Source organism: Microbulbifer maximicatervae (SeqCode) (assembly GCF_052467505.1).
In genome coordinates, this window is sequence record NZ_CP174313.1 from 658,222 (window position 1) to 671,722 (window position 13,501).

The window sequence follows — 13,501 nt, forward strand, 5'->3', positions numbered from 1 at the left end:
AGGGCATCTAGATGGCTAGTATTTAAGGCGTGGGAATCTTTACTGCCTTAGATACTTATATTCAGCCCAAAGGTGAGCCTGATATAGGTATTTCGTCTCTATGCAACAAGATACCGATTAACTGCGGCATTTGACAAACACCATTGAGTTTAACCAACTTTGATCGGCATCAAAATCTTTTATCAGGGGGGCTTCAGTAACGCCTGTAAATTTTCTTAACCCATGAGAAATCATATAGCTTGGTATATAGGATGGCGGCTTTGCGGCTGTCAAATAGTTACAAACTTCCAGCTTCCTTGCGCCGCCCTGATCAAGAGAGTTAATGCTGGCGAATAGTTTTTTTCGATCTCCCTCTGGCATCGAATTAAATTTTTTATTGAAAATCACTCTTAATACATTGTGCCCGGTTTTATCGCTAACCCTCTGTGTGTCGAAATAAGCAAAGGCACTGGCAACCATTAACAGCTCAGCTGCCTCATCAAATTTGGATTGTTCGGTACATGTTTTGGCGGCAGCAGTAATATCTGTCGGTGTATGGGTAGATAGTACTGATGTGGCACTGATACATCCGAGAGGCGAAGTGGCTTGACTATCCTTACTGACATAGTTGTTGGCTTGCGCGCCTAAAACAAATGCGGCGAGCAGAAGAACAAGAGTTGGAGGCAGGATTTTGCTCATGATTCGAATTTCCTTTCCTAAGTGCCTCCTTAATCATAGACGCCGAAGTACCAGTATTATCTCAAGCACCTGAGAAATTCATTTGCCAGTTTGTGTAGATTTTAGTGGGATTTGCTTAAATTCTGAATTGGAGATGCCTAGGGCTAAACTCCTGCCAATGGGGAAAGGAGTGTGCTTTCATGCCATTGAAGTACAGGAGGCTTCAGTTAAAGCGTGCCGCTCGTAATTCTCTGGTGCTAAGCGGCACCTAGTAGCCATCAGCTCTGACAGAGTTGGATTTGTCGCAATTGCTATTAAGTTAGTTGAGAAATTATTCTGTGTTGGGTTGTGATTCTTGAGAAGCTTGGAATAGTGATTTTATCAGATTCTTGGTGATTTCTTTTTGGTGTTCAGCTCTCAGGTTCTTCATGTACGCAGACTCGTCGGGAACAACTATTTCAGGCAGTATTTCTTTCACTGCTGAGTCGCCATTCCATTCTACGGTCGCTCTGCTGTCGAAGCTGGTTCTGAACTTTATATATTTATCCTTATCGACAAATACATAGCTATTTGAGAAGTATTCAGCATCGTTTCTGTTGGTAAGTGTGAAAGATGACTTTTTTCCAGAATATAGCTTTTCACCGATTTTAAAACTGAAGTTTTCAATAGTCTCTGGTGATCTTGACTTGTAATGCCCTTGCTCTATAGCAAAGTCAACTTCATCTATAATATCGCCCATTTCAATGGAGATGATTTCATCTGTATTTTCCCATGTGATGCTATCGATAGGGTATACATAGACATTGATAATATCGGTAGGATACTGCTTATTATCGTACTTTAGGGCAATTCCCAGCATGGGTTCATCGAAGGTGCTGCTTTCGGTGAGTACAAAGTTATCTGTTTCTTCTGGGGTGATCAGGTCTTGCTGATAATTGCTTGCATTTTGCGGTCGCATAGATCCACATGAGGCGATAAGAATACTACTCAGTATGATAAGTGCCTTGCTTTTCATTCTCTCTCCTTGATAAGGCTGCTTTCCTGGGGCGGAAATTATAAGTTTCTATTTGTTCTATGAATGTAATATTTCAATAAGCCTACCACTCCTTGGGTGCTCAATTCATTGTTTGGTAAGTATAAATATCTAAGTTGTATTCTTCTTATATCTGAATCCGGCTTAGCTTTAAATCAACTCTACGCTTTAAGGAGAAGATTTCTTGTCGTCTATTTTTTTATCGATGTTAGCTGATGAGTGTGATGCTGACTCTTTTAAGGTTTGTCCCAATTATATTTTGAAACTATCAATAATCTGAAAAGATGAATTAGATGCCCAAACTCTGCTCCTAAACCAGAAGATTTAACGTGCGTGATATTACTTCCAAGGTTGTGATTGAACCCTAAATACTGGAGGGACATTTGGTCTGTCATTTATGTTGGCCCTGTTACAAATGGGCAGATATTTACATAACTGCCTTAAGCTCGTAACTGATTGGTCATGCTCTGTAGCTACTATTTGCGCCCCCCGCTAGCGGGTAGTTTTATGAATGTTTAATTCGGAGATGGATGTTTGTCAGTACTGAAAAGTGCGCAAATTATGAAAATGTAAAGTAGGGTAAATGACTAAAATTGACCAGTCAGTACTGTTGTAATTTAGCGGTTCACGACAGGCGTGTACGCTTGTTCCAATTGGTCAATTCAACTGAGGGGAAATACTTACTGGGATTTTTATTTTAGCGGTAACTATCAAGATACTTATCAGGAAAAGAATAATGCATAAAACAATTGGTTTGGTATCAAGTTTGCTTTTGAGTTTTTCGATGTCTGTTGTCGGCGAAATTGATGCTAGCGATGATAAAGTGAGGCGCCTGGATTTACAGGGGCAGATTGATACAAAGGCTCCCTTGTCAAAGACCTTGTGGGCGGGAGCGCATAATGCCTATGCATCCTATCAGTGGGATCAGGGTGTATATACCGATGTAAACCAGTGGTACGCGCCGGAGAAATTATTCAGTCGGGGAATACGTCTGGTAGAATATGATACTTACCCCGCTTCCAATTTCAGCTCAACACCGCACCTGTGTCATATGGGCCTGGAAGAGGCCACTATGTGTATTTATATGTTTGGTACAGCTGCAACGCTGGGGGATGGGCTGGATGAGATTAAGGATTTTCTTGACGATAATAACGATGAAGTCATATTCCTAAAGTTTGAGGCTTACGATTCTGATTACCACCAGAACTTCCGCAATAAGATTGGTGAGAAAATTGAAAGCAGGTTGGGGGATCTGGTATTTAAGCCTACCGACTGGGGCTATACAGAAGATGATTGCGCCTCCCTGCCGGCGCAAACACTGACTAAACAGGATGTGTTGGATGCGGGACGCAACGTTATCCTATTTATTCAGGTGCCCAGAGAGTATCCGCACACTGGTGATAACAATCTGTGTGATTACCATGACGAGTCAAACACATCGAAATTCAGGCGCAATGTCTGGATCGGTGTGGATGAAATGGATGCATCTGGAAACCTCACTTCTAATGAGCCACTTGCACAAAATTCCAGCCAGCTAACAGCAGATATCGATGGTAATGCCAGCGCAACCAGCCACTACAACAATGGGAATTTAAGTGTCGCCCTGGATGCAACAACGGAATATAGCAAGGATGACATCAAGTATTCCGGCAGTGAGATCCTGGAGAAAGCAGTATCTGGGTATAACATGCTTGAGTTGGCGCTGGTGGAGGCCAATGCGACCACTATAGGTGCCTCTAAAGCACCCCAGATTGAAGATTTTACGTGGTCTTGGCGGAATGACTCTCCCAGTGGTAACAATAGTTGCGCCTGGTTAAGTAATGACGGTGAAATTCGTGACTATAGCTGTAGCACGGAGCGAGTGTTTGCCTGTGTGGACGATGAGCGAAACTGGCACATCAGCAGTGCATTGGGAACCTGGAGTGAAGGTTACTCCGCCTGTGAAGCTGATGGCTACCGCTATGGAATGCCTTATAACGCTTTGGAAAATGCCGCGCTCTATGCCAAGAGGAATTCAGAAGGTGTAACTACCTCGGTTTGGGTGAATTACTACGAACCATTTGGTGGGTTCTGGATCGCCAACCAAGATAGTTACTCGGATTTTGGCTACATCAAAAAAGATGCCGTCGGTGGTACCGGAGGCGATGCGTTTGATTCAATCGACCTGGTAAAACGTAAACTGCTCGGCAGCGGTACTATGAATCTGAAATCTGTCCAGATTCGTTCTGGTGGACGAGTTGATGGTTTGAAAGCTTGCTATGAATTTAAGCAGTCCCTAAGCCATGCCGCAGCCAGTGATCATGAATACTGTATTGAATATGGTGATGGAGATGGGGGCTCGATGGGGAGTGTACTGAGTTTCAACTCCGCCAGCAGCGAGTATTTGGATGACGTTAAAATTTGTGTCGACGATGAAAAGCATGATACGGGTAGTGTTTACTACCTTAAATTGACGTCGAGCAATGGCTCATCTATTTCCGGGGGGACTCAGCAGGGGACTTGTACAACTTATTCTTCCACTTCATCCCAGCAAATTTTTGCTTTCCACGGGCGCCACGGTGATGAAATCGATGCTTTGGGCGTGCACAAGTTGTCCAACAGCTTGGTAAATCCAGGGTACTACGCAACCGAGTGGCTGGACCTGGATGATCCCTCCTCAGGTGGCATTGATTATGAGAGCTTTAACGAACACAAGTCAGCGGGAAACATCAGCAATAGCTGTGCTGTCAGTGATGTTGCTGGTATTGAGGCAAGGGTTGTTGATACGAAGTTGGATTATTCCTTAACCGGCGAAAGCATGCATATAGGCGATATCGGCACTAATTACCGCTTCTTTTGTGCAACAGAGGATTGTAGTGACTACGAAGTAAAGTATTTCTTCTCTAACGCAGCCTGCCTACCTTAACGACTCACAATATCCCGGCGGTGAATATGCTGCCGGGATTCCTCTTACTACTCGCTCACTAAAGGAAGCTCTCTCGGCTGAATACGGGGATTTCGCCTATAGTCGAACTCAAGCAATGTGCGGTATCAATCGGCAGAGCGAAGCCCATGAAATATGACGAGATACATGAGGATCATGCTGATCCCCTGATCAACCAATTACATCGAGCAATAAAATATGCCGTTAAATTTCTCGCCATTCTTATGGTGTTGGTCATATTCTGGACCATTGCAGATGTCGTCTATGTGCTTTATGAAAGGCTTATGGAGACGCCATTCCTATTGCTGGATATGGAAGATATCCTCGAGACTTTTGGGGCCTTTCTCGCCGTTCTTATTGCCATTGAAATTTTCACCAATATCCGACTCTACCTGGGTACAAATGTGATACCGGTGCAATTGGTATTAGCTACAGCCTTAATGGCTGTAGCTCGGAAGGTTATTGTGCTCGACTTGAAATTTGTTAATGCAGAGCAAATAGTCGGTATTGCTCTGGTGACTATCGCCCTGGGAGTTTCCTACTGGCTGGTGAGGGAAAAAAGTAATAAACCTGGTTAGTATTTTTGACCTTTGCCCTTGATAACATTCAGCTTAAGACTTTATTTTATTATTTATACGGCTGGCTAAAATAGAATGATATCGATACCTGTATAAATAGCTACTTATAGAATTAGCCCAAACTAGGAGAGTCGGGCATTTGGTTGAGTGCCAAATCCACGATAAATCTTATTAATGAATAGAATTTTCTGCTTCAACCGAACGAGGTGGTTGCAGGTTGTTACTGCGAAAGGTAACTGCACTAATCCTTGCTTCTGGCCAATGGGGACTAGCGCCATTAGTACATTGTCTGGAAATTAGCAAATCTCAACCTGGATACTTGTTCATCGCGATATGTTTAATATGCCAAAAATCCGTGAGTTTCTTAGCATCTTAAAGCTCTGGCAAAAATGAACAATACCAAGTGCCAGACCAGAGGAAATCATAACAGCGGCCATTAACTTTTCGGGACCAATCGACTCGCCAGTTAACAACCAACTAAAAAAGAGTCCAAAAACGGGACAGAGTAAACCTAAAGGTGCAACAGTAGACAGCGGGTACTTAACGATTAACCGGTTCCAGAACCAGTATCCCAGCAGAGTGGTTGGGTAGGCCTGAAATAATATGGAGAAAATCAACTTTCCACTAAGGTTGTTTTGAATTTCATAAAATACATCCGCACCATCTTGAATATAGGTAGCAGCGAACAGTGGTAACGGTGCAAATAATAGCCCCCAGACAATAAAGCTAAATACTTGCTGTGTGCCACTGGCCTTTACAATGAGCCCACTGATGCTCCAGCTGCTAGCCGCTATTAAGATAAGTGCAATACTGATCAGGGGCACAGTGCCATCTTCAACCATCAAACTTAGCAGCAGCCCTCCCAAGGCAAGTAGAGCCCCAAGAGCTTTCTGCGGGATAATCTTTTCTTTCAGGAATACCCAGCCGAATAGTAAGCTAATCGCAACATTTACTTGCAAAAGAAGTGAGGCCATTCCCGCAGAGAGTCCGCTAGAGATTGCCCAGGTGGCCATCCCCCAAACCCCACAGCCAAAAGTCAGGCTGTAGGCCAGAACGTACTTCCAGCTGACTGTCGGCCTGGAAACGAAAAGCACTGCCGGAAAGGCTGCCAAAGAAAAGCGTAAAGCCACCAGAAGGAGTGGGTCCAGATCTTCCGTTCCCATCTGAATAACAATGAAGTTGAATCCCCACATTGCCATTAGTAGCACACCAAGTAATAAATCCGAGTACCGCATCAGCCCCTCCAATTTGTCTCGGGGCTAACTATCCAAGAAATGAAAAAAGGTATACAGATGCAATTTTTGTATAAAATAGGTATACAGTTTGGGCGGAGACGGAATCGGAGAGGGGATAGGTGCGGTATAAAGAGCTTGCCGAACGCTGTATTGAGGATATTCAGTCAGGGAGAATACCAAGCGGTCATAAACTGCCGTCCCTCAGGCGGTTCGCTGCACAAAACGAAGTGAGCCTGACAACAGCCCAAAGCACCTACTACTTGCTGGAGGAACTCGGCTGGGCGAAGGTTCGACCGCAATCTGGATTCTTTGCCTCAGTTCCTCCCAGCAGTAACCCGCCTCCCATAATGCCCGCATTCACCTGCCGGACAACAGATCCAGTAAATCACGATTGCTATTTCCGTGGGTTGGGAACAGGGCCATTGGGTGTTGCGTCTTTATCTCCAGAGCTATTGCCGTTAGATTCCCTGGAGCGCAGTATGCGGCGGGCAACCCGAGAGGCTGGCGCCAGGATGCATGGCTATCCGGTTTCCTCTGGGGAGCCGCTTTTGCGCAGTGCGCTTAGTGCACACTTTGCCAGCTATGATTTGCATTTCTCTGCCAATGAATTAGTAGTGACGAATGGTTGTATGGATGCCGTCCGCACGGCGATTGCCATTACGACTAAGCCCGGTGATGCGGTTGCGATCAGTTCTCCTTGTTACAACGGTCTTCTTAATCTGTTGGCTTTGATGGGGCGAAAAGTTGTTGAGATACCGACTGTTGAAAACGGCTTAGACCTCGCACAGCTAGAGCGCTATATGCAACAGGGATTGGTCCAAGCGGGTCTTTTTAGCAGCAGTCATATGAATCCTACGGGCGTGTCCCTGAGCTCGGAGCAGAAAGAGAACCTGGCCGTACTGGCTGGTAAATATCGGGTTCCAATAGTCGAGGATGATGTGTATTTGGAGCTCGGATTTCAAAGAAGTCTGCCCATGCCCGTGCGCTACTGGGACCGGAGCGGGTATGTGCTTTGGTGTGGCTCTATCTCCAAGACATTGAGCGCAGGCTATCGCCTGGGGTGGTGTTTACCAGGAAGGTATCGAAAACAATATGAACGCTATCGATTTACCGAAAGTTTCGGTGTGAACTTGCCCGTCCAATTAGCGGTAGCCGATTTCATCGGTACTACTCAATACTCCCGTCATGTGCAGGGGCTCAAGCAAAAGCTTGCCTTCCAGGTCGCATCCTATCGCAACTACTTAAGTTCAAACTTGCCCGATGAATCGCGCATCAGTGATCCCCATGGAGGAATGGTGATTTGGTTGCAGATCCCAGGGTTGGATAGCCGGAGTCTTTGCCGTATGGCTTCCGAAGAAAATATAGCCTTGTTGGGCGGTGCAGATTTCAGCACGCTTGATCTTTACGGTGATTGTGTGCGGGTGAATTGTGGTTGGCCGCTTGAAGGTAAAGATGGAGGGAAGACTGAGGCTGGATTTCAGTTGGAGCGTTTTATCGAGTTAACTCACTCATGCAGATAATTAATATTATTCAGATATTTGCAACCTTGGAAGAAAGTACCTGAACTTTCATATCGTTACATCGCTTTTGATAGTTTTTTTCCTCTGCTAGAATCCGCGTCCCTTTTAGGATGATTGTTCACGGAGGACATCTAATGAAAACTCTTGCCACTTTTACAGCAGCGATTGCGATTGCTATTGCGGGTGCGGTTCCCGCTCAAGCAGAACAGACTTTTGAACTGCCTAAGTTCAGTCAGTGTTCTGTAGCGGCTTCTGCAAGTAATACTAATGATCGCGAGGTTTATCGCATCTTTTCAGACTTCTATTATGAAATAGAAGACTCTCGAGAGTATGCAGTTAAGGCTGTACAAAACTGGGCTGAAAGCTTTGCAGAAGGCTGTGCTGGGGAGACAAGTCAAGTCAGCCTGGATATGGTTCAGTGTGATAATTTTATTGGCGGTGCACCAGTTTGCAGAATAGAAAGTGATGAAGGTGATTACGTCATTGTGAAAGACTATGTTGATTCAACCAACGTAGTACTCTCTCAACATGATCAACAGAATTGGCCAGGAATACACTCCTCGAATGATCAGGAAACGCTGTGGATGGCCAGGCCTGAACTCTGCTATAGCGAGCTTCTGGAAGGGGGTATTGATTCCCAAGCATATTACCTGGATGCCTATAACTATCGCTACTTTGGTGATTACCGCTATGTATTGGCAAGGAGCAGCCGCGATTTAGTGCAAACTCTTGACAGACAATACAGTCAGTGTGAATACGATACTTCGGGAATTGAAGCCTACAAAATGCAGTGTTCTGAGACTTCCCAGGGGACGAAGGTGTGCGCAACTGCACATACTGGAGCCGGCTATTTCGTATTCGTGAGTGACGATCATCACGGTATGCACGTTATTTTCAACCGCTGGGACTGATTACACTATTAGTCCACTTCTAAAGCGCCTCCCTGTAAAGGGAGGCACCTGATAGCGAACCCTAATTAGCTTGCTCTATACAGTGCGCAAAGCTTATTGCCAGCAGGGTCTCGTAAGTAGGCGAGGTAGATTGGGCCTACGGCGCTATCCCGTACGCCTGGGGGTTCTTCGCAGCTGGTACCACCGTTGGCAATACCTGCAGCATGCCAGGCATCAACCTCTTCAGAACTGTTTACTGTAAAGCCAATAGTGCTGCCGTTGCCATGGCTTGCGGGCTCCCCATTGATGGGTTTGGTGATGGCAAAAATACCGTTGTCATTAAAATAGAAGCAGCGGCCACGATCATCAATAGTGCCGGGTTTGTAACCCAATATTCCAAAAGTGGAATCGTAAAATACCTTTGATTCCTCGATATCATTGGCCCCGACCATAATATGACTAAACATTGATGTCACCTTAAATTAATTTTAGGGTAGTTGTGCGTGAAAGATTGTATACCAATACTATTAAACATCAATGAATAATCATTCACTCAATGCCTAATAGAATTGTTCGTATATCCGTTACTTCCAGGCTGTACCTCTCAGGGTGTGTGGACTGGTGCAGCTTTCTATCTGTTGGGGTTTATATATGAGATGCCTCACAGATATATTAAATATTGTGCGATTCAATGATCATTAATGCTTATTTTAAATTCTATTGTTGATAATAATGTGGTGACTAATTCGGGTGATATCGGATTTCTTATCGATATTTTTTTGCTTGACTGACTGGTGTTTGTTTTTTGTTCTGTTTGATAGGTTTTATTTCCTGGTTTGGTTTATTTTTATTGTGGTATATAGGTTGATAGTGTGAATTTTAAGGGGGTAAAATTCTGGAGGTTTGATTTGATAAAAAATAATAAATGGTTTTCGCTTAAAGGTTTACTTTGGGTGTAAATTGCGCCAATTATTTCATTGAAAAATTTAATTTTATGGTCAGGTTAAGCTGTCGGCCGTATTTTTTAGGGATAAAAAATGAAGCGTCGAGATCTATTGAAGGCTGCAGGTGTAATGTCTGCATCACCGCTTATGGGAGTGGCATCAGCTAAGGCTGGAACAAGTAATGCTTTGGATGACTCTAGTTTCCCAGAGTCAATAATGGTTGGTAATCTATCAGATTCCTCCGGAGTACTCAGTGTAATACAGGGAATCTTACCTGATGATGTTATCGGCCATCTTCTTATGGCTGAGGGTATTCCACTGGCGTCCAACCATCTTACACCTAATGGAAAGGGGGCTTTGACCCGGCTCGACTTTACTGGGCGGAGCAATAAAAGTGAAGTTCCCTATACCCGAAAAATGATACGCACCGCGTCTGCGATAATGCAGGAGCAGGATTTAGCAGGTTTCGATAAATTTAATTTGTTGGGTGGAACAATATACTCAAGCCCGAATCTGGGATTCATGAATTACTGCAATACAGCCCCCAACTACATGGGAGATAACCGTTTTGCAATGAGTTATGAAGGGGGTATGCCCTATGAGTTTGATGCTACAACTCTGGAGATGGTAACCCCTATTGGAGAAATGGATGAATGGAAATCGAGCTTACCCCCGCTACTTGAAAATCTAACCCCGGAAAAGTGGCTATTTCCACAGGTCCGGACTACCGGTCACCCTTTCTTTGATCTGGAAACAGGTAACTGTATCACCATCAACTATGGAGGAAATATCGGTGATTCTGGTAGCTCAGGATTTATTCGCTTAATCCGTTGGGATCGAGAGGGTGCATTTGAAAGCTGGAATATTCGGGATCGTCAGGGTAACAACGCCTATATTGCTGCAAGCTCACACTCCCTTGGGGTAACGCGAAACCATATCATTGTCTTTGAAACTGCAGCGAGGGTTGAGTCTACCCGAATTATTGGAACACGAATTGTTCTGCCTCAAGAACACAGGACCCGGTGTTGGGTTATTCGGAAGGCCGACATGGTGCCGGGTACTGAAACTATTATCGCAGATTACCTGGAGCTTGGCTTTGATACGTCGGACATTGTCTGCAACTACGATGACAATGCGGATGAGATTACCCTGTATGGCCAATATATGGGGGCAATGGATAAATCTGAACAGTTATTCCGCTTTGAAATCCTGCAGAAGGGAGGTTTGGTACCCAAGTGGTTGTCCGGATACCCTGCGGCACCGCTGGATGTTGGAGGTTTGGTACGTGCCCGGATTCGAGTTAACTCAAATTCAGCTTTTGAGATAAAAGAAGACTACCGGGTTATTCGGGATGATGCGCTTTCCTGGGATATGAATGATCCTGCTTACCGTGGGCACTTCCAGTTCCCTGAAACCTTTGAGCACCTTTATTGGGCTGCTGTGGGTTACAGGCCTGACCATATATCTATGCGGGTTTCCTGGGCATATCGCGATTATCCTGAGCGCCACTACGGCTATTGGAATATGCCTGAAGAAAGTCGTCCCTCTGCCTTGATTCATATGGACTGCGTCAATATGAAAATTGCGGATGCCTTTCAGTTCCCAGAAGATTGCGTAATGCGTACACCGCAATTTATGGCCCGCCCGGGCTCCACGGCCCAGAACGACGGTTATGTGATTGCAGCAGTTGTACGCAAATATCCAACGACATCCGATTCCAATGGTAAAGAGTTTTGGATTTTTGATGCGGCACGTCTCAGCGGTGGGCCAATTTGTATCCTAGCTAACCGATCACTGGAATTTGCAACCACGAATCATGCACTGTGGGTGCCATCCATTGGTCGTCGCCCTTTATCAGCCTACCGGTCAAATTATGCTGATTTTCTTCGCAGTAAAGCGCCTGATCACAGCAGTAATGTTCGGGACATTATCGATGGGGAGCTGCTTCCCCGTTTTGGTTGATTTATCCAGTCTAAGTTAATGCAATAAAGGGAGTTTAGGTATGTGTGCAGAAATAATAACCAAATCCAAATATTTATTGAGGTGGTGTAAAAAAGCTCTTTGTATAGCGGGCGTTTTCATGGCTGCTACAAGTGTTGCAGAGCAGCTACCGCCACCAATTGAAGTGCCTGAGGTATTAAAAAACTACCAGGATACTCAGGATTGTTTCCCTGGTGTTATCCATGATCCGACCAGTATTGATGAAGTTCAGCAGATAGTACGTGATGCAGCGGATCAAGGCCGTAAAGTGATGACAGGGAGTCGCCGATTCAATAGTCAGATTGATGCGGCCTGTGCAGGTAATGGAGAGGTGCAAATCACTCTGGAAAATATGGATCAGGTCGTTAGCCTAGACAAAGATAACCTGTTGGTTACTGTCCAGGCCGGTATGAGATTCCGGGATTTGACCGCCTATCTTCGAGAGCATGAACTAAGTGTGCCGATGGTGACAGAGCTGGCCATATTCACGATAGGCGGTATGCTGGGAAGCGGTACCCACGGTTCAACTTTTACACAAAAAAGCAGCATGATCTCTGATTATGTCACCGAATTGAAGTTGGTTGATGGCAATGGGGACTTACGAGTAATCAATGGTGAGATGCTCAATGCCGCTAGGGTAAACCTAGGTGTTTTAGGCGTAGTTGTTGAAGTGACCATAGAGGTTGAACCTGGCTATAAAGTACAAGCAAAAGTAAAGGGGTATCACAGCGATGATGAGCTGGAGGATGTTGTTCTTGATTTGGCTCGAGATAATCATTCAGCTAATGTTGCCTGGTTCCCGGGATTAGGGCGCTATACCGTAACAACTTACAACAAGGTACCTTTGTCGACTAAGGGTAATGCCTACAATGCCCAGGCAGATGTATCAGACTTCTCCGAATATTTATTTGGGCTGATATTTGATAGCCTTCATGAAGCCGATAGTGCCGCATTGCAGTGTTTTGCAGCTTCTCTTCGCCATACTGCTCGCTCCAGTTCCTATTTCAGGGATGTTGACTCAGGCTTGAAAAAGTTTATTAAGCCCACTGGACATGCGGACCTGATGCAACATTTCGTATGTAAAGAGCCAGATAAATGTGTCTGGGACAACCTTCCAATTGCACTTCAGGAAGTCGCGATTCCATTTGAAGAATTGCCCAACTGGATTGCGGATGTCCGCCAGATTATTGCAAATAGTGAAAAAACCTGTTTTCCGCTGAATGGTATTTATTTCCGTTTTGGCAAGTCTTCCGACAGCTATTTAGGGATGACAGCAGGCCGCGATACAGCGTTTGTAGGGATTGAATATACCCTTCGTCAACGAGGTGAAGCTGTGCCAAAGAACTACTTTGTCAATTTGGAAATTGAGCAAATGTCCCTCCGGAAGTATGGAGCCAGGCCTCACTGGGGTAAGAATTCAGTCGCTATTTTTGAGGACATGGCTGAGCGATTCCCCAAATGGTCCCAGTTTATGGATGTTAAAGAAGAGTTGGACCCAAACAATATATTTTCCAACCCCTTTTGGAATCGGGTAAGTGGAGCTGATCCTTTGGAAAACTATTTAACTCCTGGCTGCAATCCCGATGGTCAGTGCTATTGTCAAACAGATGAACACTGTGAAGAGGGTTCCAGCTGCCAAGCGGGAGTTTGGTATTCAGACGCAAGGATTTGTAAAGCTGATTAGAGCACTTTAGGGGGGGATAATTCCACCCCCTGTATTTAATTGATAATGAGTAATAAT

The 13,501-nt window shown here is 44.9% G+C and carries 10 protein-coding genes; 6 read left to right on the plus strand and 4 right to left on the minus strand.

All coding sequences use genetic code 11. The features are described 5' to 3' along the window. Positions 1 to 117: 117 nt before the first annotated feature. Together ACJJIN_RS02975 and ACJJIN_RS02980 are read right to left on the minus strand one after the other, a co-directional pair. Positions 118 to 678: a hypothetical protein gene (locus ACJJIN_RS02975; RefSeq protein WP_444896815.1), complete on the minus strand. Its 561-nt coding sequence runs from the start codon at positions 676 to 678 to the stop codon at positions 118 to 120. Positions 679 to 988: 310 nt separating this feature from the next. Then, positions 989 to 1,672 carry a hypothetical protein gene (locus ACJJIN_RS02980; protein WP_444896816.1) on the minus strand — a complete coding sequence of 228 codons (684 nt, stop codon included), beginning with the start codon at positions 1,670 to 1,672 and terminating at the stop codon, positions 989 to 991. Positions 1,673 to 2,426: 754 nt separating this feature from the next. Between ACJJIN_RS02980 and ACJJIN_RS02985 the strand changes: the two genes are divergently transcribed. Next, the gene (locus tag ACJJIN_RS02985) at positions 2,427 to 4,595 is read left to right on the plus strand and encodes a jacalin-like lectin (RefSeq protein ID WP_444896817.1); all 2,169 of its coding nucleotides are present in this window, start codon (positions 2,427 to 2,429) and stop codon (positions 4,593 to 4,595) included. 146 nt (positions 4,596 to 4,741) lie between these two features. Then, on the plus strand, positions 4,742 to 5,191 hold the full coding sequence (locus ACJJIN_RS02990; RefSeq protein ID WP_413665304.1) for a phosphate-starvation-inducible PsiE family protein: 450 nt from the start codon (positions 4,742 to 4,744) through the stop codon (positions 5,189 to 5,191). Positions 5,192 to 5,514: 323 nt separating this feature from the next. Here ACJJIN_RS02990 and ACJJIN_RS02995 read toward each other — a convergent pair whose 3' ends face one another. Continuing rightward, complete coding sequence (locus tag ACJJIN_RS02995; RefSeq protein ID WP_444896818.1) at positions 5,515 to 6,426, minus strand: EamA family transporter; 912 nt, start codon at positions 6,424 to 6,426, stop codon at positions 5,515 to 5,517. Positions 6,427 to 6,545: 119 nt separating this feature from the next. Between ACJJIN_RS02995 and ACJJIN_RS03000 the strand changes: the two genes are divergently transcribed. Beyond that, on the plus strand, positions 6,546 to 7,946 hold the full coding sequence (locus tag ACJJIN_RS03000; protein WP_444896819.1) for an aminotransferase-like domain-containing protein: 1,401 nt from the start codon (positions 6,546 to 6,548) through the stop codon (positions 7,944 to 7,946). A gap of 134 nt (positions 7,947 to 8,080) precedes the next feature. Next, positions 8,081 to 8,857 (plus strand): hypothetical protein, encoded by a 777-nt coding sequence (locus tag ACJJIN_RS03005; protein ID WP_444896820.1) that lies wholly within the window; start codon positions 8,081 to 8,083, stop codon positions 8,855 to 8,857. Between the two features lie 65 nt (positions 8,858 to 8,922). Here the strand turns inward: ACJJIN_RS03005 and ACJJIN_RS03010 are convergent, their stop codons facing one another. Next, on the minus strand, positions 8,923 to 9,303 hold the full coding sequence (locus ACJJIN_RS03010) for a VOC family protein (protein ID WP_413665310.1): 381 nt from the start codon (positions 9,301 to 9,303) through the stop codon (positions 8,923 to 8,925). Positions 9,304 to 9,873: 570 nt separating this feature from the next. Here ACJJIN_RS03010 and ACJJIN_RS03015 point away from each other — a divergent pair. Both ACJJIN_RS03015 and ACJJIN_RS03020 read left to right on the plus strand, forming a co-directional pair. Continuing rightward, positions 9,874 to 11,742, plus strand: coding sequence for a carotenoid oxygenase family protein (locus ACJJIN_RS03015; protein ID WP_444896821.1), 1,869 nt, complete (start codon positions 9,874 to 9,876; stop codon positions 11,740 to 11,742). A 118-nt stretch (positions 11,743 to 11,860) separates the two neighbouring features. Further along, entirely contained in the window at positions 11,861 to 13,444 is a 1,584-nt protein-coding gene (locus ACJJIN_RS03020) for a D-arabinono-1,4-lactone oxidase (RefSeq protein WP_444896822.1), read from the plus strand. Positions 13,445 to 13,501: the final 57 nt, after the last annotated feature.